Raw genomic sequence first — 22,282 nt, forward strand, 5'->3', positions numbered from 1 at the left:
GCTGCATGATTGAAACCCGGAACCGGCACGTCATCGACGGCAAATTTGCCGCAAAGACCTTAATGTCTTCGTAACCACGCTGAGCCGCCATGGGAGATGGACCGATGTTGAAACGCCTAGCCAAGATTGGCGCGCTGCTGCTGGCCCTGGCCATACCGCTTTCTGCTCCCGCCTTTGCCCAAGGCTCGCTGAGCGACACCTATTCCGGCGACGAACTCGTCCAAAGCGGCCAGGAGTTTTTCGGCTCAGCAGCGCAGGGGCTCGCTTCGCTCGTCGAGCGGGCCGTAGGTCAGTTCGGCCTGCCCAATGGATATATTCTGGGAGAGGAAGCCGGCGGCGCGCTCTTCGTCGGCGCCAAGTATGGCGAGGGCAAGCTCTATACCCGCAACGCCGGCGAGTTCTCGATCTTCTGGCAGGGCCCGAGCATCGGCTTCGACGTCGGAGGCGATGGCTCGAAGGTTATGATGCTGGTCTATAATCTCCAGAACATACAGGAAATCCTCGGGCGATATCCAGGTGTCGACGGGTCTGCCTATGTGCTCGGCGGCCTTGGCATGACCGTGACCAAGCGCGGCAATGTCGTGATCGTCCCCATCCGCTCCGGCGTCGGCGCGCGGCTCGGCATCAATGTCGGCTATCTCAATTTCACGAGCGAACCGACCTGGAACCCGTTCTGATCGGCATCCATCACAAGTCCTGGCAGCCGGGGCCTCGTCCCCGGCTTTTTCGTGACGCCTTTGCGCAAACGCGTTAGGGTTAATCCTTGGCAAAGGTGGCCAAGGGTAGATCCTGCCGACTAAATGCAGAATGCGCCCAACCGGCTTGCCAGCCGGTGTGCGGACCGCGGCTGGAGAAAGCGCGATGCTGATCGAAAACATGATGTATTTTGCCCTCGGCCTGATGGTGGCCGGTCTCGTGGCGCTCATCATCATGCCGGCGGTGTGGAAACGCGCCGTGCGCCTTACCAAGCGCCGCATCGAGGCGGCAACGCCAATCACCCTTTCCGAATTTCGCGCCGACAAGGATCAGTTGCGCGCCGAATTCGCCCTCTCCACCCGCCGGCTCGAAATGAACGTCGAGACGCTGCGCAAGCGCCTTGCCGAACAGCTCAGCGACGTCAACCAAAAGCGCACCGATCTCGGCGCTCTCAAGGCTGAGCGCGAGCAGCACATGGCGGTCGTCGCCGAGCTTGAAGCGCGGCAGACCGAGCTGCGAGCGCGCATTCTCGAGCTCGAAAAGGAAGGCACCGATCTCGCCCAGCGTCTGCGTATGCGCGACCGCGACGTCGAAGTGCGCCAGAGCGAACTCGAAGAGCTGCGCCTTAACATGCGCGGCGGCCTACCGGCGTCCAGCGTCGAGGGCGTGCATCTGCTCGGCGATTACGACCAGGACGTCGATCGTTTGACTGCAGCTCTCGCGATCGAGCGCAAGCGCGCGAGCTTCCTTGAGGACCAAGCGCGCAGCCTCATCGACCGTCTTGAAAATTCCGATCGCCGCTCCGCCGATGCTACGGCCGCCATAGCGCAGATGCGCGACGCCCTGGCGCGTCGCGATGCCAAAGATGAAGACAACGCCGAGGCTCTGGTGACGGCTGAGGCCCGTATCGCGAGCGCCGAAAACAGACTCAATGCGCTTCTTGCCGAAAGCAATCAGGCGATCGCCGAGAGCGAGGGCCGCGCCGAACAATTGCTTGCCGACAAGCTCAGCCTCGAAGAAGAAGTCGAGCGCCTGCGTGGCAAGATCGGCAATGTCGAAGCCTCGATCATGGCCGATTGGGAAACCGAGCGACTGGAAGAAGCGCACTTGCGCGAAAAGCTCAATGACATCGCCGCCAGCGTCAGCCGGCTGGTCTATGCAGTTGATCACGACGCGCCGCTCAACGACAACCCCGAAGAAAGCCTCTTCGAGCGCGTGCAGCGTTTTGCCGACGATGGAGAGTCCATGGGCACGCTTGAGCCACCTAGCGGGACGGCCCGGCGCGGCTCCGTGTCGGACCGGTTAGCAGCCCTACGCGAAATTCAGGGACGTTGAGGCACGGACTGGCTATTGGGCGCTGATGGCAGTTGTTTGCCGCAGTTCGCCCGTTTCAGCGTCAAACAGCGCCAGCATGACTGCCCCGCCGGCTATGTAAGTCACCTGGATTGTGCCGTCGACACTCAGCGCGGAGACGACCTCTGACCCTGCCGGCACGCTGACACTGGCCGCAATGGTCGGCGGCGGTGCATCGCGCATCAGGCGATAGACAACCGCGACGCCAATCGCCATAAAGCCGAGCAACATGATGCCCATGGCCACACCGGCCGAGCGGCGTGCTTTTCCCAAAGTGGCGACGGCCTCGGGCGAGAGTTCTGTCTCCGCCGCGTGGGGCGTATTGCCGGACTTGTCAGGATCACTCATGGCGGACGATACCGATCTAGAATTCGAGGGCGAGCCGATCGAGCTTGCGGTCGATGAAGCCAACGCCGGCGGGCGGCTCGATGCCGTGCTCGCAAGGGAACACGCCGTTCTGAGCCGCAGCCGCATCAAGGACCTGATCCTTGAAGGCGCCGTCACCATCGACGGCAAGACCGTCACCGAACCCAATTACCGGCTCAAGGCGGGCGAGACAATCGTCCTTCTTGCCCCACCCCCCGAAGATCCCGAGCCGCAGGCCGAGGATATCCCACTCGATATTCTTTATGAGGACGACCAGCTCATCGTCATCAACAAGCCGGTCGGCATGGTGGTGCACCCTGCCCCTGGCTCGCCCAATGGCACGCTTGTCAATGCGCTGATCTTCCATTGCGGCGATAGCCTCAAGGGCATCGGCGGCGTCAAGCGCCCGGGCATTGTCCACCGGCTCGATCGCGACACATCCGGTGTCATGGTCGCAGCCAAGACCGAAAAGGCGCACAAGCATCTTTCCGCCCAGTTCGCCGATCACGGCCGAACCGGCCCGCTCCATCGCGCCTATATTGCCTATGCCTGGGGCACGACGCAGGGCGCGCTTGGCACAGTCGACGCGCCGCTCGGCCGCGACCCCGGCAATCGCCTCAAGCAGGCCGTGCGCAAGGACGGGCGCGAGGCGATTACCCACTATGCCGTCCAAGCGCGCTATGGCGATGAGGGCTGGGACATCACCCGTATCGAGTGCCAGCTTGAAACCGGCCGCACTCACCAGATCCGCGTGCATATGGCCCATATCGGCCATCCCCTAGTCGCCGATCAGGTCTATGCCTCGGGCTATGCCACCAAGCTCAACCGCCTGCCCGAAGAGCTTGCCAACTGCGTTCGCGCCTTGGGCCGCCAGGCCCTTCATGCCGCTGAGCTTGGCTTCGAGCATCCCGTGACCGGCGAAGAAATGACGTTCGAGGCCGAGATGCCCGACGACCTGCAGGCTCTGCAGGATGCGCTCGATCCCTATGACAAGGCCTTTGCGCGATAGAACTTTGCGAGACTGGATTCACCGAACGGTGATAGAACCATCTGGCCCACTAGCGCGTATTTCTAGCAAGAGCCACCGGCGGCGGGAACCTTATCCAAATTGTAACGTTCGGATACGTTTCTGCCTCTTAAAATTGCCAAACTGCCACCTATATTAGGCAGGCGTCTGCCCTTGTGCCGGATGGACAGGGGGAGATTTTTCCGCCCGCGGGATGCGGGGGATAGAAAGGGGGTGCGTCCATGGCCCAGACTAATTTGCCCGTTCTCTCCTCGGAAGGCGGCCTTAGCCGCTATCTGCAGGAAATCCGGAAGTTCCCAATGTTGGAGCCGGATGAAGAATATATGCTCGCCAAGCGCTACAAGGAACATGCCGATCCAGGCGCGGCCCAGAAGCTGATCACCAGCCACCTGCGCCTCGTCGCCAAGATCGCCATGGGCTATCGTGGCTATGGCCTGCCGATCTCCGAAGTCATTTCGGAGGGCAATGTTGGCCTCATGCATGCGGTCAAGCGCTTTGAACCCGAAAAGGGTTTCAGGCTCGCGACCTACGCCATGTGGTGGATTCGCGCTGCCATCCAGGAATATGTGCTGCGCTCGTGGAGCCTCGTGAAGATCGGCACCACCGCCGCCCAGAAGCGGCTGTTCTTTAACCTGCGCAAGGTAAAGGGTCAGATCGCCGCCCTGGACGACGGCAGCCTGCATCCGGACCAGATCAAGCAGATCGCGACGACGCTGAACGTCACCGAAGACGACGTCGTTTCGATGAACGCGCGCCTCTCGGGCGACGCCTCACTCAACTCGCCCATGCGGGCGGACGAGGGTTCATCGGAATGGCAGGACTGGCTGGTCGACGACACGCCGGATCAGGAAACGAGCCTGGGCGAAACCCAGGAGTTCAGTGAGCGCATGGGCATGCTGACGCAAGCCATGGATGTGCTCAACGAACGCGAACGCGCCATCTTCCAGGCCCGCCGCCTGCAGGACAACCCCGCGACGCTCGAAGAACTGGCCCAACAATACGACGTCAGCCGCGAACGTATTCGGCAGATCGAAGTCCGGGCGTTCGAAAAGGTCCAGGAAGCCGTGCAGCAGGCCGCACACGCGCACTAAGGCTTAGAACTGAAATAATTCGGCTCCCGCGTTTCCAAAGAAGCGCGGGAGTTTTTGTTTTTGAAATTTGGGCGTGTGGCACCCCCCTCCCAAACTCCCCCATCAAGGGGGAGGTGCTGGGACAGCGGATTTGGCAAAATCTAGTCACGTACTCGATGCAGCACCTCCCCCTCTGATGGGGGAGGCTAGGAGGGGGTGACGGGAGCCACGGCTCTCTAGGCCACACCCACCAAATCCCAAAGCCGCTCCTTGCCCAGGATCAGCAGCCACGGCGTCCCATCCTCCGGCTCAACCTCGACCCTTCCCCCGGTCCCCTCGTTGGACGTTCCGATCAACCCGCCCGGCTCCAGCAACAAGCCATCCATCGGATAAAACAGCCCGCTTGAGCGTTGAAACCGGATTGGCACCAGCGGATGGATCGACACCCTCTCCTTGACCCTAGCGTCAAACGCGATGGGTCCGGTTACCGCCAGAGCTACATCCACCTCATCCACCAGCATCAGCTTGCGGCTCGGCGCATATTGTAGCACGGCGCTGAGCGCCGCGAGCGTATGATCGAGCCGCTTGCCGGTCATGCCCAGAGCCAGCGTTACCGGCGCCTCGGTCGAGTAAAGCGCCTTTTGGAAATCGGTGGTGATTTGCTCGGGAATATGGATTACCCGCGTGCGGCTTTCCCAACTGGCCCGATCTTCAAGCGAATCGAGGTCGCCGATGATCGCCTCGGGCAAAAGTCCTGCAGCCCCGATCGTATCTGCCCCGCCATCGGCACCGACCAGAGCGACGCCCTTCGCTGCCAGTTCGCGCAGCAACGCCGTATCAACCGTGCCGCCACCGACAATGGCCATGGGGCGAGCGAAGACAAGCGGGGGCGCACCCGGGCTGCGTTCTGAAGTCACTTGCACTGTCACATTTCTCTCAATATGGTCCGACCCGTCTCGCTGGGGTGTTCCGGATGCAAGCCGGAGCTGAGAGTTACCCATAGAACCTGAACCAGGTCATGCTGGCGGAGGAAGTTCGAGATGGCAAGGTCGCCTTTTCGCGTCCTCACCATTGACACATCCCCTTCTCCCATGGCCGCAACCGTTGAAGGGATGACCCGATGGTCAAATCCATTTCCATGGCGCTTGCGGTCCTTTTTGGATTGTCTGCCCTTCCTGCCCACGCGCAGGATATGCCCACGCTCACCATCTACACCTATGACGGCTTTGCCGCCGAATGGGGCCCCGGCCCGCAACTTTCGGCCGCGTTCGAGCCGATCTGCGGCTGCAGGCTCAATTGGGTCGCCGCCGATTCCTCGATCGGTACCCTGCGCCGCGTCCAGCTCGAAGGCGCAACAACCGAAGCCGACCTCATCGTGGGCCTCGACACAGCCATCGCCGGCGAAGCCCGCGCAACCGGCCTCTTCGCCGACCATGGCCTGACGCTCGATGATCTGGCGCTGCCCGAGGCCTGGACGGACCAACAGTTCGTCCCGTTCGATTATTCGCACTTCGCCTTCATGTACGACACCGATAGGACCACGACGCCGCCGAAGTCCTTTGAAGAGCTGATCGCCCTGCCCGACGACTTCAAGATCGTCATTCAGGATCCGCGCTCGGCAACCCCTGGCCTTGGCCTCGTTCTCTGGATCAAGGCCGCCTATGGCGACCGCGCCAGCGAAATCTGGGCGGGTCTCAAGCCGCACATCCTCACCGTCACGCGCGAATGGAGCGAGAGCTACTCGCTCTTCCTTGATGGCGAAGCGGACATGGCACTCTCCTACACCACCTCGCCCGCCTACCACATCAAGGAAGAGGGTGACGAGACCATCAAGGCGGCGCTGTTCGAGGAAGGACACTACCCGCAGATCGAGGTCGCGGGCGTCCTGAAATCCTCCGATCAGCAGGAACTGGCCAAGCAATTCCTTGCCTGGTTCGCTTCATCTGAGGGCCAGAAGATCATTCCGACGACAAACTGGATGTTCCCAGTGGTAGACCTCGGCGCCGATCTTGACCCGGCCTTTGCAGGCCTGCCGCAGCCGGAGAAAACGCTGCATCTCAGTGACGAGGATATTCTTGCCAATTCCTCAGCCTGGATCGACGAAATGCTGGCGGCGGTGCAGTAACGACGTGACCAGCTTCCGGCACTTGCGCGAACCATCACCCCCGCTCAGCCTCCCCCACCACGGGGGAGATGTAGCCCTGTCGGGGAGCCAGCTCGCGACGCACCGGATACGGCATCTTGCCCTTACTAGGGGACGTTGGGAGGGGGTAAACAGCACACCGGCGGGTATCTCGCCATGCTGACCCTCCCACACCGCCCCGTCCGGATCGCCCTCTCAATCACTCTCGCCCTCGCTATCGCAGGCCTGATCATCGCCGTTCTCTGGGCAATTCTCGCAGCCGCGACCGATACCGCCACCCCCTCCCGCGTCGACATTCCGCATCTCCTCCGGATGACGTCCATCCAGGCAGGGCTGACAACAATATTCTCCCTCGCCGTTGGCATGGCGCTCGCCTGGTCGCTCAATCGCCTGCGCTTCCCTGGCCGCGATCTCGTCGTCGGGCTTTTCTCCGCCGCGATCGTCACGCCCGGCATGGTCGTCGCTTTCGGCCTCCTGTCGATCTGGGGGCGCAATGGCTGGATCAACGAAGCGAGCAAGGCCATTTTCGGCTTTCCGCTCGGCAATCCCGCCTTCGGGCTTTCGGGCATTCTCCTCGCCCATGTCATTCTCGATGGGGCCTTTGCCGCGCGCATCCTCCTGGCGCGCCTCGATGCCATCCCGGCGAGCCGCCTCAAGGTCGGACAGTCCCTTGCGCTCTCCACATCCCAACGCTTTCGTCTCATCGATTGGCCAGCAATGCGCACAAGCCTGCCGGGCCTCGGCGCCATTATCTTTCTCCTGGCCTTCACCAGTTTTCCGATCGTTTTGTTGCTCGGTGGTGGCCCGGCCAACCAGACGCTCGAAGTCGCGATCTATTCCGCCGTGCGCCTCGATTTCGATCTTGTCGGCGCTGTCCGGCTGGCCCTGACCCAGATCGGAGTTTGCGCCATCGTCATTCTCCTCGCGTCGGCCAGCACCAATGTCATTGCGCCTCCTCATGGCGGCTCGACGACGCCGCTCTGGCGCGACGGGGCCTTTGCCCGCGCCCTACAATGGCTCGTGCTGGCGCTCTCGACGATCGGCTTCGTCCTGCCGCTTCTTTCGGTGTTGATCGATGGCGTCACGGGTGGCTTCGGCAGGGTATTGGTTCAGCCGACATTCTGGTGGGCCTTTGGGACAAGTATGATCATCGGCAGCGCCTCCGCCGCTCTTACGCTTGTGCTCGCCCTTGCCCTTTGCCTCGGCCGATCCGCGAGTAGCGGCAAGGCGTTGCGGACGCTGCTCGGAACACCCAGCTTCGCCTATCTCGCCGTTCCCGCCGTCGTACTTTCGCTCGGCTTCTTTCTGCTCATCCGCAATCTCGGGCTTGCGCCGGAGCGGGCCGCGCCTTTCGTGGTCATCGTTGCCAACAGTCTTCTCGCGCTGCCGTTTGCCGTTGCAACGCTCGGCCCGCCACTCGACGCCATCGCCCACGCACGCGGAAAACTGATCCGCTCGCTCGGGCTCTCCGGTTGGCAGCAGTTCTGGAGTGTTGAATATCCCCTTCTCGGGAAGGATATCGGGCTGATGCTGGCTTTGGCCTTTTGCTTCTCACTCGGCGATCTGGGCGTCATCGCCCTTTTCGGTACCCAGGATTTCCAGACCCTGCCGCTGATGATGTTCCGCGCTCTCGGCGCCTACCGCGGCAATGATGCTGCCGCGATTGCTGCCATCCTCCTTATCGGAACCATCCTTGCTTTTGTTGGCCTGCCGCGGCTTTTTGAAAGGATCGCTCATGCTCGAGGCTGAGCATCTCGTTTTCGCCCATCCGGGCCAAAGCACCAGCTACGATTTCAGCTTCACCGCCGAACCTGGCGAGGTCACGGCCATCTCCGGTCCAAGCGGTTCGGGCAAGTCGACACTCTTCGATCTCGTTGCAGGCTTTCTGAAGCCCGAGAGCGGAACACTCGCGCTTGATGGGCAGAACCTCATCCACATGTTGCCGGAAACCCGGCCGGTGTCGCTGCTTCTTCAGGCCGACAATCTTTTCGATCATTTGAGTGCGGAGGACAATGTTGCGCTCGGCCTTTCGCGCGGCACCCATAAGGCGGAAGCAAGGCGCCGCATCGCTGACGTTTTAAGGCAAATGGGTCTGAGCGCCCTGGCCCATCAGCGCGCCGCGACGCTGTCCGGCGGGCAAAAGCAGCGTGTTGCTCTTGCCCGAACCCTTCTCCGTGATCGACCGGTCCTACTTCTCGACGAACCGTTTTCGGCTCTCGATGACGACACGCGGCGATCAATCCGAACCTTGGTGAGAGACCTGACGGTTCGGCAATGCTGGCACACCATTCTTGTCAGCCACCACGCCGATGACATCGCAGCGCTCGCGTCGCGGCGATATCAACTGAAGGACGGCGTGCTGGCTTCTGCTTGAGGCTACTCGCCCCAGGCCGTAAATACTTCAGTGAAGAGGTTTTGCGCCTCCTGATCCTTTTCAAGGGTCAGAATAGCGTTCCGACCTGTGCCATAGACAATGGCGAGGTCAAGCCAGCGGCGCGACTCCAGAAGGTTGGTGTTCGTCGTCAGATCGTCCGGCGAGGCGCTGAGCGCGAAGAGGAACGAGTTTCCGACGATCCGGGCCGAAGCGCCGACCAGCGGCGTACCGGGCACCAGTTCTTCGTTCTTGAGCAGAACGCCGGGCAGGCTTGAGATCGACCCGCCGACAAAGGTGTCGTTCACATCGAAATTAACCTCAAGCAAATGACTGGCCGGTAGGCTCGGGTCGGAATTCTTGCGAACCGTCAATGTGACGTTGAGATTGCGGGCCGGAATACTGGCTTCGCCAACAAGCGTCGGCAGGCCGAGCTCGTCTTCACCCTTGCTCCATTCGACCGTGCCCGAGAAGGGTACGGCACCGGTGCGCCCGTCTGCGGAAGCTTCAAGCAGCAAGGACTGGCTGCCCGCCAATACACTCGGATCGACGCTATTGGCGGGATCGTCTGCATTGGCTATGGAGGTATCGGCACCGGACAGGCGCTCTTCCGTCTTAGTCTCGCCGCCATCAAGGGAAGGAAGCACGGTTTCCGTCCCGTTCGGTGTCACCGCATCCGGCGTAGGCTCAAGACGATCTTCAGTATCGATGCCTTGGATAGCCGTGGTTGGCTCGGTTGTCGTCGTCGTGGCTGTGTTCCCCGGACCAGTCGTCGTCTCGGAGACAGTAGGTGCATCGAGCGTGGGCGTCGTCGGCGTCGGAATATCGGAATTTTCCGCGACAGCCGGCTCGGTGTTTTGGCCGAACATCTGATTGAGGTCGATATAGCCTTCCCGCCATGCCCAGAAGCCTGCGCCGCCGGCGCCGACGAGCAGGAGTGCGAAAACGATCAGGAAAATAGTCAGGCCCGCGCCCGAGCGACGCTCATCTTCGGCAGCTGTGTCATCAGAAGTGGCTTCAACAGCCTCATCGGCCAAGCTGCCAAGTGGAGGCCGCGCCACCTGTTGCTCAGGCAGCATGTCTGTCGGCTCGCCACGCGCCTCGCGATCGAGCGTCTCGATGGCACGCTCGATAACGGTTTCAGCTTCCCGCGCATCGTCCTGATCGACTTCAACTTCGCGCACGCTCGAAAGAGCGGTTTCGACCGGCTGCGCGGGAGCGACGATTTCAGGTTCGACGATCGTCTGACGGGCCAAAGCGGCTGCAGAACCAAGCGACGGCTCGACGCGAGTGGTGATCGGTGAAGACGGATAGACCACATTGGCGGCAGTGGTCACCGCTGCCGAAGCGTCGCGCCGTGACAGAATGCTCGGGCGCTTGAGGGGCACGGGCGCAGCGGGAGCACTTGGCATGCTGTCGGCGTCGCCACTCGACGCCAGGAACGGATTAACGAATGGCTTTTCGACGGGCTCGACCTTCGCGCCCGTGGTCGATGCCGCTTCCCCGATGATCTCTTCGATCGAAAGCGGGCCATCCCGCTCTGGATCAACTGCCGGCGGGTCAGCTTCCTCGACGGGTTCGACGACTTGTTCCGGGCCCGGCTCAACTTCCGGCGCGAAAGCGACGGACTCTGGAGCAGGTTTTTCCGCCGGCTTGGGAACCGGGGACAAATTGACCGGGCTCGACGGAGCTACCCTCACGAGCGGCTCGACAACAGGCGGCGGTTCGACTGGTGTCGTTATCGGTTCGGGCGCCAGATCTGGAGCTGGAGCAGACGGGACTGATTTTGGCGTGAGAATCGGATCGCGACCAAGGCTGATAACGGCCTCGCTCGCTTCCTGTTCAACCTGACGGATGCAATCTTCGAGCTGTAGCCGGTGTTGCGTGATTTCACGGGCCGGCAGTGGCGGCTGAATTGCCCGCAACTGCCCCACCAATGCCGAACGCGCCTTCTCGTAGACTGCGCGTCGCGCAGCTCCGTTGTTCTCCGGCAGCGCCGAGATCGCTCGGCGCAACAGCTCCTTATAGTCCGCCATCGGCTACTGGGTACTCACAATTGCAGCGTCGTCTTTTAGCAAAAATAATCAGTCTTGGAACGGGTCTACCACCAGAATGGTATCTGCACGCTCAGGGCTGGTCGACAAAAGCGCGACCGGGGCCCCGATCAGCTCTTCGATATAGCGGACATATTTGACAGCCTGGGCTGGCAGCTCGGCCCAGGAGCGCGCACCGGCCGTTGTTTCAGACCACCCCTCAAGCGTCTCGTAAATGGGTGTAACCCGCGCTTGTGCTCCCATTGAGGCAGGCAAATAATCAATGCGTGATCCATCGAGTTCATAGCCGACGCAGACCTTGATCTCTTTCAGACCATCGAGAACGTCAAGTTTGGTCAAAGCGATCCCGGTTATGCCCGAGGTTTTGACCGTCTGGCGCACGAGCACGGCATCGAACCAGCCACAGCGGCGGGGGCGGCCGGTATTGACGCCAACTTCCTTGCCGACGGTTGCGAGATGGCGACCGATGTCGTCGTCCAGTTCGCATGGAAACGGGCCCTCGCCAACGCGGGTCGTATAGGCCTTGGTGATCCCGAGCACATAACCAATCGCCGTCGGCCCGAGGCCCGAACCGGCGGCGGCCTGGCCGGCAACGGTGTTGGACGAGGTCACAAAGGGATAGGTCCCATGATCATTGTCGAGCAAGGCACCCTGCGCGCCTTCGAAGAGGATACGGGCACCCTCGCGACGCTTGTCGTCGAGAACGCGCCAAACCTGATCCATGAAAGGCAGGATCTGGTCGGCAATCGAGGTGAGTTCGGCATAGATCGTCTGCGCATCGATTTCGGCAAGACCGATTCCCCGGCGCAGCGCATTGTGATGCGACAGGAGTCGTTCGATCTTGGGCATGAGCGTGTCGGGCTCGGAAAGATCGATAAGGCGGATGGCGCGACGGCCGACCTTGTCTTCATAGGCAGGGCCTATGCCGCGGCGCGTCGTGCCGATCTTGAGGCCGGAATTGGCATCTTCGCGAATGCCGTCGAGTTCGCGATGAAGCGACAGGATCAGCGGCGCATTATCGGCAATCCGCAAGATTTCGGGGGTGATCGTGACCCCCTGCCCGCGCAGCTTTTCCATCTCCTGGACGAAGTGGTGCGGATCGACGACCACGCCATTGCCGATCACCGAAAGCTTGCCCTGGACAAGACCGGAAGGCAGCAGCGCGAGCTTGTAGCTTACACCATCGATCACCAGCGTATGGCCGGCATTGTGGCCACCATGGAAGCGTACGACGACATCGGCGCGCTCCGAGAGCCAATCCACGATCTTGCCCTTGCCCTCGTCGCCCCACTGCGAGCCGACGACAACCACATTCGCCATAGTCCAGTCTTCCTTACCGAAAGGCGTGCCCTAGAGCGGCACGACAGAATTGGGCCGGCTGCTTTGGGCAGCACCCTTACCCAGGTTACGGACGTCGTCCCCCCGGCCACCCTGTCGGGTTTGATTGCGGCCGAATAACTGATAAGTCCGATTGTCCTTACATCACCCAAGCGCCAATGACAAAGCCGCAGACCGACGAAAAGCGCGGCAATTCCGCTTCAATTCTGGACAAGCCCTACCTGCTCCTCGTTTTGGCGCCGCTTTTCTGGGGCGGCAACGTCGTTGCGGCCAAGCTGGTGGTCGGCGAAATCAGCCCATTCCTCCTGCTAGCCTGCCGCTGCGTCTTGGCGACGTTGTTCATTTTTCCCTTTGCGTTCCGATACTTGCAGGATGATTGGGCAGAGGTGAAGCGCACTTGGCCGGTATTGATGAGCTTTGGCGTCATCGGCTATGCGCTCTTTAACGCGTTTCTTTATATCGGCCTCACCATGACCACGGCCGTCAATTCCGCCATCGAGCAGGCTTCGCTGCCGATGCTGATTCTCGGTGCAAATTTTCTGGTTTTTCGGGTTCGCGCCAATCCTATCCAGATTTCCGGGGTAGTGCTCGCCATTTTCGGCGTGATCCTCACCGCTACGCATGGCGATCCGCTGCGCCTTTTGCGCATGGACGTCAATCTCGGCGACGGCTTCGTCATCCTCGCCTGCCTTGCCTATACTGCCTATACGCTTGCGCTCCGCTTCCGCCCGAAAGTGCACATGTTCAGTTTCATGGCCGTGTCGTTTTGCGGAGCAGCATTGGCAAGCCTTGTCCTGCTGGGTTTGTTCAACGACGGCCTGACGTCGGTCGGCACCCTCGCCAACGCCTCTCCCACGGTCTGGGCCGTAATCGCCTATGTCGCCATTTTCCCCTCGATGTTCAGCCAGATCGCCTATGCCCGCGGCGTAGAACTGGTCGGCGCCAACCGCGCAGCGCCAAGCCATAATCTTATCCCGGTTTTCGGGACGCTCGGCTCGGTGATCATCCTCGGCGAAAGCCTCCAGACCTATCACTTCATTGCTGCAGGCATCATTGTTGTCGGTATCGTGCTCGCCGAATGGGCGGCGCGGAAGCGAACGACACAGTAGACCTTCCCCTCCAAACCCCGATCCATCGTCATTGCCGGCTTGTGCGGGCAATCGATCTCACCTCCATCGTCACCACCGGGACAGCCCCGGTGGTGACGATGGAGGAATAGTTATAGTGATCCTTATGGCAACGTATGCCCCGCCGCGCGGAACAGCCGATACCACTCTTCTCGTGTAAGCGGCACCGACGATCCCGCCGCAGACTCCCGCACGCGTTCGGGCTTCGTCGTCCCCAGCACAACCTGCACATTGGCCGGATGCCGCGTAATCCAGGCGACCGCGATGCCGGTTGGCGTCACGCCATACTTGGCCGCCAACTCATCCATGGCGTCGTTGAGTTCCGCATACGCCTCGCGGTCGCCGACGAAGACGCCGTCGAAGAATCCTTTCTGGAAGGGCGACCACGCCTGCAGCATCATGCCCTTAAGGCGCGAATAATCGAGGAGCCCGTTGTCGCGGCTGATCGACTGATCCAGCCCATTCATATTGGCGGCGACACCCTGCGCGAAGAGATTGGCGTGGGTGATGCTGAGCTGGACCTGGTTGAACAGCAGCGGCTGCGTCACTGCCGTCTTCAATACCTCGATCTGGCCCGGCGTATGGTTGGAGACGCCAAAGTGGCGCACCTTGCCGGAGGCCGCGAGCTTGTCGAACGCCGAAGCCACGTCTTCGGGCTCGACCAGCGTGTCCGGGCGATGCAGCAGCAGCACATCGAGATACTCGGTCTTCAGCGCCTTTAGCGACTCGTCAACGGTCTGCAGGATGTGCTCGGACGAGAAATCGAAGTAGCCCTTGCGGATACCCACCTTGCTCTGGATGAGGATTTTTTCGCGGTCGGCAGCCGAAAGCGTGACCGCCTCGCCAAAGCGCTCCTCGCAGCGATGGCGCTCACCGCCATAGATATCGGCATGGTCGAAGACGGTAACACCTGCATCGACGGCCGCGCTATAAAGCGCCTGGATTTCACTATTGCTCATCTTGGCGATGCGCATGAGGCCGAGCACGACGCTGGACACGGAAAGATCGGTGTGCGGCACCTTGAAGGTCTTCATCAGAACCTCGATTTTCTTGGGGTTGGCGCCAGGAGCCGGCGCGAGGGACAATTCGAGACTAACGCCTCACGAGCCCAAAAAGAAAGCCCCGCCGACAGAGCCGGCGGGGCAATTATCGATAATTCTGTCTGAACTAGAAGCGGACGGCCTTGGCCTGCTTCACCCCTTCAAGCGCGGCAATCTTGGCCAATTGCTCCTCGGTCAGCGTCCCATCGATGGAAACGAGCGCGATCGCATCGCCGCCGACTTCGGCACGTCCGAGGTTGAAATTGGCAATATTGATGCCGAGCGTTCCGAGCAACGTACCGAGGCGACCGATATGGCCCGGCTTGTCCTCATTGGTAACATAGAGCATGGACGGGGTAAGTTCCGCTTCCATGTTGATGTCCTTGACCTGAATGACGCGCGGCTTGCCATTGGCAAAGATCGTGCCGGCGACGGCACGGGTCTGCCGTTCGGTCGTGACGGTCAGGCGGATGTAGCCTTCATAAGCGCCCTGCTGGTCGCGGGTCGTGGTTTCGACCGTGATGCCGCGATCCTTGGCGATCTGGGGCGCCGAGACCATGTTGATGTCACCGAGCGACGGCTTCAACACGCCATTGATGGCGGCAGCCACCATCGGCCGTGTGTTTAGCCCGGCAGGCACGCCTTCGAACTCGATCTTGACGCCGGTGATGGCGGTTTCGGTCAATTGGCCGGCAAAGGAGCCGAGCGCTTCGGCAAGCTTCACCCATGGCGTGATGATCGGAGCTTCCTCTGCAGAAATCGATGGGAAGTTGAGGGCATTGGTGATCTCGCCGGTCATCAGGTAGGCCGAAATCTGTTCGGCAACTTGCAGCGCCACGTTCTCCTGCGCTTCCGTCGTCGAGGCGCCGAGGTGCGGCGTGCAGATGACATTGGGCAGTTCGAACAGCGGATTGTTCTCGGCGGGCTCGACAAGGAACACATCGAGCGCCGCGCCAGCGACATGGCCCGACTTCAGCGCGTTATAAAGCGCGTCCTCATCGATGAGACCGCCGCGGGCGCAATTGATAATGCGCACGCCCTTCTTGGTTTTGGCGAGGGTTTCTGCATTGAGAATATTGCGCGTCGCGTCGATCAGCGGGGTATGGAGCGTGATGAAATCGGCACGGGCGAGAAGCTCGTCCAGTTCCACCTTTTCTACACCCATGGTCTGAGCGCGTTCCGGCGTCAGGAACGGATCGTACGCGATCACCTTCATGCGAAGCCCGATGGCACGATCGGCAACGATAGAACCGATATTGCCCGCGCCGATCAGCCCCAGCGTCTTGTTGGTGACTTCGACGCCCATGAAGCGGTTCTTTTCCCACTTCGAAGCGCGGGTCGAGGCGTCCGCTTCCGGCAACTGACGGGCGAGCGCAAACATCATGGCGATGGCATGCTCAGCTGTCGTGATCGAATTGCCGAAGGGCGTATTCATCACAATGATGCCCTTCTTGGTCGCAGCTGGAATATCCACATTATCCACGCCAATACCGGCACGGCCGATGACCTTGAGATTGGTCGCCGCGGCGATGATCTTTTCCGTGACCTTCGAGGCCGAACGAATGGCAAGGCCATCATACTGTCCGATAGCTTCAAGGAATTTTTCCTTGTCCTTACCAAGATCGGGCAGGTAGTCCACCTCAACGCCGTTATCCTTGAAAATCTGGACGGCGGTCGGGCTCAGTTTGTCGGAAACGAGAACTTTTGGCATTTTTGAGCTTCCAATTTGAGTGCGGCAGCAGGTCAATCAGCGCCGCATGAATGAGGCTAGGTATCTCAGCCACCGTCACCACCCGGCTTGTCCGGGTGGTCCATGGATTGCCCGGACAGGCGGGGCAATGACGGAGACTGAAAGTCGGGAACGTTAAGCAGCAACCTTAAGCGCGGCTTTCTCTTGGGCAAAAGCCCAGTCGAGCCAAGGGGTCAGCGCCGCTAGATCGGATGCCTCGACCGTCGAGCCGGCCCAGATACGGAGCCCTGCCGGAGCGTCCTTATAGGACCCGAAATCATAGCCAACGCCGAGCTTGTCGAGCCGCGCAACGATGGCCTTGGCGAAGGCCGCCTGACTCTCATCGTCGAGCGCAGTGATATCGGGATCGACAATCGACAGGCACACAGAGGTGTTCGAGCGCTGGTCAGCCTTTTTGGCAAGGAACTCGACCCAATCGGTCTTTGCCACCCAATCCGCCAGCACCTTGAAGTTCGCATCGGCACGCGCCTGCATGGCCTTCAACCCGCCAATTCCGAGGCCCCACTGCATGGCATCGATCGCATCTTCGATACAGATCATCGAGACGGTGTTGATGGTTTCAGCCTTGAAGATGCCTTCGATCAGCTTACCGCCCTTGGTCAGACGGAAAATCTTGGGCAACGGACGGTCGGGCTTAAAGGTTTCGAGACGCTCGACCGCGCGCGGGCTGAGAATGAGGATTCCGTGCGCAGCTTCACCGCCCAGCGCTTTTTGCCAGGAGAAAGTCACCACATCGAGCTTGGCGAAATCAAGCTTCTGCGCAAAGGCCGCCGAAGTCGCGTCGCAAATCGTCAACCCTTCGCGGTCCGCCGGAATCCAGTCTGCGTTTGGCACGCGTACACCCGAGGTCGTGCCATTCCAGGTAAAGACCACGTCGCGGTTGAAGTCGACCTGCGTCAGGTCGGGCAGTTCGCCATAGGGCGCTTCAAGCACGCGGCAATCGGCAAGCTTCAATTGCTTCTGCACGTCCGTCACCCAACCGGCGCCGAACGATTCCCAGGCCAGCATGTCGACGCCACGAGCGCCCAACGCGCTCCAGAGGAACATCTCAACGGCGCCGGTATCGGACGCCGGCACGATGCCGATGCGATAATCGCTGGGGACTTCGAGAAGCTCGCGCGTCAGGTCGATCGCCTGCTGGATGCGCGCCTTCGCGATCTTGGCGCGATGCGAGCGGCCAGTCAGCGCGCCAGCCAGCGCTTCAACCGTCCAACCTGGACGCTTGGCACACGGACCCGACGAAAAATTTGGATTAGCCGGTTTGACCGACGGTGCGGTTTGGGGCGTTTCAGCCATCTCAAGCGGCCCTCCCAGGCCTATGCGCTCTGCGTTAGGGCAGAGTGTCCTGAGAACCGGGATACTCCTCGGCCAAAGCCGCGTCAAACGGAATCGGCAAATGCACTGCGCAGCTGAAATGCAAAGGGCGCCACTGATGGCGCCCCTCAATTCTCAACTCGGAATAAAGCGGAACCGCGTTCCGTCAAGACCATCCGGCCTCGGCCCGGGGCTGTCGGCTCGGACCTTGCCATCGTCCTGCACGCGCAAGAACCTGTTGGTCGCGAGTGACATCAGGACCACGTCGCCGGTTGGCGTTTCCATCCACTGGAAGTGACTGGCCTGGCCCTTCGCTCCCCCGACGGTGACATAGCCTCCGGCAGTGACAGAAAACGGCGCTTCTCCCGCCTTCAACATAACGCGTCCAAGCCCAACACCTTCCACAGACAACGTCATAGGAACGCCAGCGCGGACGGTGCCAACCTCAACCGTAAGACCAAAGCCTGACCTGCCTGCCACTTCAAGCTGCCCAACTTGTCCAGCGGGAATGGGATGCATCAGACCCTTTGGATGTGGTTCGTCTACCGTGATGCCATCAAAGTCTGCATGGCCACCGTTTTCGCCGCGTTCGTTGTAAGCAAAGAGCGCATAGCGAATGCCCTGGAACGTCTTGAGCTGGAAGAGCATGATCATGACGTCGCCGAGGGGCTCGAAATGCTGGCCGTCCGTCGAGAAACTGAAATGCGTTTCCTCGGAAAGAAAATCGCATTGAGCACGCAGCCAGATGCGTGGCGCCGCAATCGGCATACTGAGCTTCTGCCCGGTTTGAAAATCAAAGCTCGCGACGGAAAACCCGCTTTCACTGCGTTCGATACCAATCCACCGCCAGGGCATACCGAGCAAGGCCAACCCGGCAACATCGCCGACCGCAAGACCAGTCCCGTCAAGAACGGCTGTCGCGGTTGAAATAGGACCGATGGCGCGCTGCGTCAGCGAATTCTTGGCCCACCAGAAACTTTCGGCGGGCATGGTATGAAGTCTAAGAAAGCCCTGCCGTTCGCTTAGCGACCATTTGCCGGCAACCGGCACATGGTTCCACTGCCAAAGCGGATTGAGCTCGGTTTGATCGAACGAGTCGCTGCGCTGCGGCCATGGAACAGCGATGTCTGATGGCGTTTCAACCGCTGGCTTGATCCAGGTCCGGGGGGTGCGTCCGAGATTTCCAGGCAGGCCGAAATAGGGCCAGCCCTTATGCCAAGTGATGGGGGAAAGCGCCGTCAATCGTCCCAGGGAATTATAGTCCATCATCGACCAGCCCCACCATTCGCCCGCCGGCGTGTCGACGATGCCGCCCTGGTGCAGGTTGAGCCGACCATTGGAAGCGGGGTTCGGAGGAAAGATCTCGAATGGAGGGTCGAGCGTGAACGGAATGCCCGCACCCTTGATCTTGTAGCCTTCCATCAGGCCAAAATCTTCATCGACGGAGATCGCCGGATTGATCTCCCAGGGCCCGTCGATGCTCTCGGCGCGTGCGCAGGGCATGCGCATCTGTCCGACAAACCAGGCGCTGGTGATCAGATACTTGCCGTCGACCTTATAAAAATGCGCACCTTCACCCATCAGGCTATCTGCACCTGTCAAATCGCGCTCCGTGCCGGGGATAATCCGGTGAAGCGTCTCGTCGAGTTCGGCTATCTTGAGGTTGCGGTATCCCCAAACGACGTAGGCACGTCCATCATCGTCAAAGAACACGCCAAGGTCGTGATAATTGTATTCAGCCTCGGTATGGACCCATGGCCCGCGCGGATCCGTGGCCGTAAAAATCTGCGTCTTCTGACCATTGACGTTGGAGAAGATATAAAACGTCCCGTTGCGATAGCGAATGCACGGCGCCCAGATGCCCTGCCCATAGATTTCCCCGCCTTCGAGGCGATAGGACGGGCCAAGATCGAGCGCGTCGAGGGCATATCCAAGCAGGGTCCAGTTCACGAGGTCGGTCGAATGCAGCACGGGCAACGCCGGCATCGTGTGCATCGTGGTGCCGGTCATGTAAAAATCATTGCCGACCCTGATGATGTCGGGATCAGAAAATTCCTCGTAGAACAATGGGTTGGCGTAGGTCCCGTCCCCATTGTCCGCAGTCCACGTCCCTAAAGACAAATCAATCCTCCCCCGCGATACGTTTCCTCGCGGATCACAATATCTGCATTTTCGATATAGATCAAAATTTCGGATTCTGTTTTTCAGATGCTTTGCGGCACACCGCCATGTGATCTGCCGGCATGCAACGAGCTGTCGGACCCCGGCTTTCTGTTATCAGGCAATCCTGCCCGACAACCGACGAACGCACTGCTTGCGACGTGCGTTTGCGCCTCAGCCGACAGAGGAGCCCCGATGCGCCCCCTTCAGACACTGCTTGCCAGCACGGCTCTTTGCGCCGCCTTCCTGCCAGCCCTCGCCTTGGCGCAGGAAAACACCCCCGTTGAAACCAAAGCGCCGAACGCGCCCAGTCAGCAGCCAGCTTTTGATGGGCAGACGCGCGCCCCCCAGCCGGCCGAAACACCCGAGATTGAGACGACCGTCATCGCGGCCGATCTGCCCCAGCTTTGGGCAATGGAATTTCTGCCCGATGGTCGCATGCTGGTAACCACAAAGGCTGGAGCGATGCATATCGTTACGCCCGAGGGCGAAGTGGGCGAGGCCATTTCCGGCGTTCCCGCGGTCGATACGCGCGGCCAGGGTGGTCTCCTCGATGTTGCTCTGGCACCCGATTATGAAAACTCAGGCAAGATTTTCTTCTCCTTTGCCGAGCCGCGCGAAGGCGGAAACGGAACCAGCGTCGCTTCCGCCGTCCTGACGCCCAATGACCAGAACAGCGGCGCTCTTTCGGATGTCAGCGTCATCTTCCAGCAGATGCCGACTTATGACGGCAACAAGCACTTTGGCTCGCGCCTCGTCTTCGCGCCTGATGGCGCCTTGTTCGTGACGGTCGGCGAACGCTCGGATGTCGAAACCCGCAATCAAGCACAGGACGTTTCGAGCGGCCTCGGCAAGGTCTTCCGCATCGATGTCAATGGCGATGCCCTGCCCGACAATCCGTTCGTTTCGACCGCGGACGCCCTGCCCGAAATCTGGAGCTTTGGCCACCGCAACATGCAGTCGGCAGCGCTCGATGGCGACGGCCGGCTGTGGACTGTCGAACACGGCCCCAAAGGGGGCGACGAACTCAACCGTCCCGAACCCGGCGTCAATTATGGCTGGCCGGAAGTGACCTACGGGATCGACTACAGCGGCGCGCCAATCGGCGATGGCATCACCGCAATGGAAGGCACCACCCAACCGGTCTACTATTGGGATCCGGTGATCGCCCCCTCTGGAATGGCCTTTTACGAAGGCGACGAATTCCCCGAATGGCAGGGCGCCTTCCTGATCGGCGGTCTCGTGTCCCAGGGCGTTGTCGTCGTCCATCTTGATGGCAATAGCGTTGCCTTCGAAGAGCGGGTGCCACTGCAAGCGCGCATTCGAGACGTCAAGGTCGGGCCGGATGATGCGGTTTATGCAGTGACCGAGAATCCAAACGGTGGAACTTCGAGTATCATCCGCCTCAGTAAGGCGGACGCATGATTCAAAAAAAGCCGGCGGTCCACCCGCCGGCTTCGTTCCTTCATCAAATAGCAACAGCCCGTGAAAACGCCTTGAACGGGTTGTGTCGCGTCAGCATCGCGATATCGCTTTCGCTGACACCTGCCGCCGAGAGCCTCGGCAGAACTTCGGTGTTGACGACGGTATAGGGTTTGGGCTGGCCGCCCTTGGGCAAAGCGGGATCGAACCAGCCGCGGTCGTGGCTGATCAGCAATTGCGGTCCAAGTCCGGCATCAAGCGCCCGCAGGATCAGATCGACACTCTCCTCTACCGGCACGGCGCCGATATTGTCGTATTCGATCCAGGCGCCTCGCTCGGCAACGGCGCGGTGAAGTCCGAAATCCGGTTCGGCTTGCGTATGGATGGACACGAAGCGGCTCGCTGAACCGCCCTCGGATTCGATCATGTCTAGTTGGTCCATCACGACGCGACCGCGAATGGTGTGGCTACCGATGAGTGCATCGGTTGCAATGGCGGCCCGCGTCGCGGCGCGGAGAATGCGCTCTTCAAGCCTCGTCATGCCATCGTCACCGGCGCTGAGCTTTATCCAGCCAGCCTTGAAGCCCGTTACCTCGATCTCGTCCCGTAGTTCACCGAGCATCCATTCCTCAAGCGCCTTTTCGCTAGCTCTCGCGACCCATTCCGGAATCCATGGCTCGCGATAATTGCCCGTCGGCACGACGATGGGGAAATTGGTGGCGCGGCTGACGGCAAGGTCGAAATCGGCCCGACGCCCGACACCGCCGGTTGAGCATTCGACAAGCGCTGTCACCCCGAGGGCCTTGATCGCTTCGATCTGGGGGACCATCAGCGCCAGAACATCTTCCACATCGGCCTCCGCATAGCTCGGTTGGTCCGGCGTTCGCAGATCAACGAACACATGTTCGTGCGGCAGGATCATACCCAATTGATCAGCCGACAACGCACCAAGCGTAGTAAATAGACGCCGCATTCAGTCCTCCGGATGACCCGAGCTTTTCCAGGGATGCCTGGTTGATCGGGATCGATATGCTTGCCGTTAGGGTAGCGC

The 22,282-nt window shown here is 60.7% G+C and carries 18 protein-coding genes and 1 riboswitch; of the genes, 9 read left to right on the forward strand and 9 right to left on the reverse strand.

The genetic code is table 11. The features are described from left to right. Positions 1-104 precede the first annotated feature (104 nt). Together VW35_RS19895 and VW35_RS20830 are read left to right on the forward strand one after the other, a co-directional pair. Positions 105-677, forward strand: coding sequence for a DUF1134 domain-containing protein (locus VW35_RS19895; RefSeq protein WP_046144809.1), 573 nt, complete (start codon positions 105-107; stop codon positions 675-677). Positions 678-861: 184 nt separating this feature from the next. Continuing rightward, the gene (locus VW35_RS20830) at positions 862-2,031 is read left to right on the forward strand and encodes a coiled-coil domain-containing protein (RefSeq protein WP_152662673.1); all 1,170 of its coding nucleotides are present in this window, start codon (positions 862-864) and stop codon (positions 2,029-2,031) included. A gap of 12 nt (positions 2,032-2,043) precedes the next feature. Here the strand turns inward: VW35_RS20830 and VW35_RS19905 are convergent, their stop codons facing one another. Continuing rightward, on the reverse strand, positions 2,044-2,397 hold the full coding sequence (locus VW35_RS19905; RefSeq protein ID WP_046144810.1) for a DUF6476 family protein: 354 nt from the start codon (positions 2,395-2,397) through the stop codon (positions 2,044-2,046). Here VW35_RS19905 and VW35_RS19910 point away from each other — a divergent pair. Then, positions 2,396-3,424 (forward strand): RluA family pseudouridine synthase, encoded by a 1,029-nt coding sequence (locus VW35_RS19910; protein ID WP_046144811.1) that lies wholly within the window; start codon positions 2,396-2,398, stop codon positions 3,422-3,424. The two genes, VW35_RS19905 and VW35_RS19910, sit on opposite strands and share 2 nt — an antisense overlap. Before the next feature lie 239 nt (positions 3,425-3,663). Further along, complete coding sequence (gene rpoH, locus VW35_RS19915; protein ID WP_046144812.1) at positions 3,664-4,533, forward strand: RNA polymerase sigma factor RpoH; 870 nt, start codon at positions 3,664-3,666, stop codon at positions 4,531-4,533. Positions 4,534-4,748: 215 nt separating this feature from the next. On the opposite strand, the gene VW35_RS19920 is transcribed toward rpoH, so the two are convergent. Continuing rightward, entirely contained in the window at positions 4,749-5,429 is a 681-nt protein-coding gene (locus VW35_RS19920) for a thiamine diphosphokinase (RefSeq protein WP_152662674.1), read from the reverse strand. 33 nt (positions 5,430-5,462) lie between these two features. Beyond that, a riboswitch (TPP riboswitch) is annotated at positions 5,463-5,564 on the forward strand. A gap of 68 nt (positions 5,565-5,632) precedes the next feature. Between VW35_RS19920 and VW35_RS19925 the strand changes: the two genes are divergently transcribed. From VW35_RS19925 to VW35_RS19935, 3 genes are all read left to right on the forward strand, one after another. Further along, on the forward strand, positions 5,633-6,637 hold the full coding sequence (locus VW35_RS19925) for a thiamine ABC transporter substrate-binding protein (RefSeq protein ID WP_046144814.1): 1,005 nt from the start codon (positions 5,633-5,635) through the stop codon (positions 6,635-6,637). Positions 6,638-6,811: 174 nt separating this feature from the next. Next, entirely contained in the window at positions 6,812-8,404 is a 1,593-nt protein-coding gene (locus tag VW35_RS19930; RefSeq protein WP_046144815.1) for an ABC transporter permease family protein, read from the forward strand. Beyond that, on the forward strand, positions 8,391-9,029 hold the full coding sequence (locus VW35_RS19935; RefSeq protein ID WP_046144816.1) for an ATP-binding cassette domain-containing protein: 639 nt from the start codon (positions 8,391-8,393) through the stop codon (positions 9,027-9,029). The genes VW35_RS19930 and VW35_RS19935 overlap by 14 nt, the downstream gene beginning before the upstream one ends. A 2-nt stretch (positions 9,030-9,031) precedes the next feature. Here the strand turns inward: VW35_RS19935 and VW35_RS19940 are convergent, their stop codons facing one another. Then, positions 9,032-11,062 (reverse strand): hypothetical protein, encoded by a 2,031-nt coding sequence (locus VW35_RS19940; RefSeq protein ID WP_046144817.1) that lies wholly within the window; start codon positions 11,060-11,062, stop codon positions 9,032-9,034. A gap of 48 nt (positions 11,063-11,110) precedes the next feature. Next, positions 11,111-12,400, reverse strand: coding sequence for an adenylosuccinate synthase (locus VW35_RS19945; protein WP_046144818.1), 1,290 nt, complete (start codon positions 12,398-12,400; stop codon positions 11,111-11,113). Between the two features lie 176 nt (positions 12,401-12,576). Here VW35_RS19945 and VW35_RS19950 point away from each other — a divergent pair, with 176 nt between their 5' ends. Continuing rightward, positions 12,577-13,527: a DMT family transporter gene (locus VW35_RS19950; RefSeq protein ID WP_046144819.1), complete on the forward strand. Its 951-nt coding sequence runs from the start codon at positions 12,577-12,579 to the stop codon at positions 13,525-13,527. A gap of 122 nt (positions 13,528-13,649) precedes the next feature. Here VW35_RS19950 and VW35_RS19955 read toward each other — a convergent pair whose 3' ends face one another. From VW35_RS19955 to VW35_RS19970, 4 genes are all read right to left on the reverse strand, one after another. Next, positions 13,650-14,579, reverse strand: coding sequence for an aldo/keto reductase (locus tag VW35_RS19955; protein ID WP_046144935.1), 930 nt, complete (start codon positions 14,577-14,579; stop codon positions 13,650-13,652). A gap of 133 nt (positions 14,580-14,712) precedes the next feature. Beyond that, positions 14,713-16,296 carry a phosphoglycerate dehydrogenase gene (serA, locus tag VW35_RS19960; RefSeq protein WP_046144820.1) on the reverse strand — a complete coding sequence of 528 codons (1,584 nt, stop codon included), beginning with the start codon at positions 16,294-16,296 and terminating at the stop codon, positions 14,713-14,715. A gap of 153 nt (positions 16,297-16,449) precedes the next feature. Continuing rightward, positions 16,450-17,631: a phosphoserine transaminase gene (locus VW35_RS19965; RefSeq protein ID WP_046144821.1), complete on the reverse strand. Its 1,182-nt coding sequence runs from the start codon at positions 17,629-17,631 to the stop codon at positions 16,450-16,452. A gap of 153 nt (positions 17,632-17,784) precedes the next feature. Further along, positions 17,785-19,770 (reverse strand): glycoside hydrolase family 43 protein, encoded by a 1,986-nt coding sequence (locus VW35_RS19970; RefSeq protein ID WP_200896919.1) that lies wholly within the window; start codon positions 19,768-19,770, stop codon positions 17,785-17,787. 234 nt (positions 19,771-20,004) lie between these two features. Between VW35_RS19970 and VW35_RS19975 the strand changes: the two genes are divergently transcribed. Next, a complete protein-coding gene (locus VW35_RS19975) occupies positions 20,005-21,234 on the forward strand; it encodes a PQQ-dependent sugar dehydrogenase (protein ID WP_046144823.1) in 1,230 nt (409 codons plus the stop codon). A gap of 43 nt (positions 21,235-21,277) precedes the next feature. On the opposite strand, the gene VW35_RS19980 is transcribed toward VW35_RS19975, so the two are convergent. After that, the gene (locus tag VW35_RS19980) at positions 21,278-22,204 is read right to left on the reverse strand and encodes a phosphotriesterase family protein (protein ID WP_046144824.1); all 927 of its coding nucleotides are present in this window, start codon (positions 22,202-22,204) and stop codon (positions 21,278-21,280) included. Between the last annotated feature and the right edge of the window lie 78 nt (positions 22,205-22,282).

It is taken from the genome of Devosia soli (assembly GCF_000970455.1).
GTDB classification, from domain to species: Bacteria; Pseudomonadota; Alphaproteobacteria; order Rhizobiales; family Devosiaceae; genus Devosia; species Devosia soli.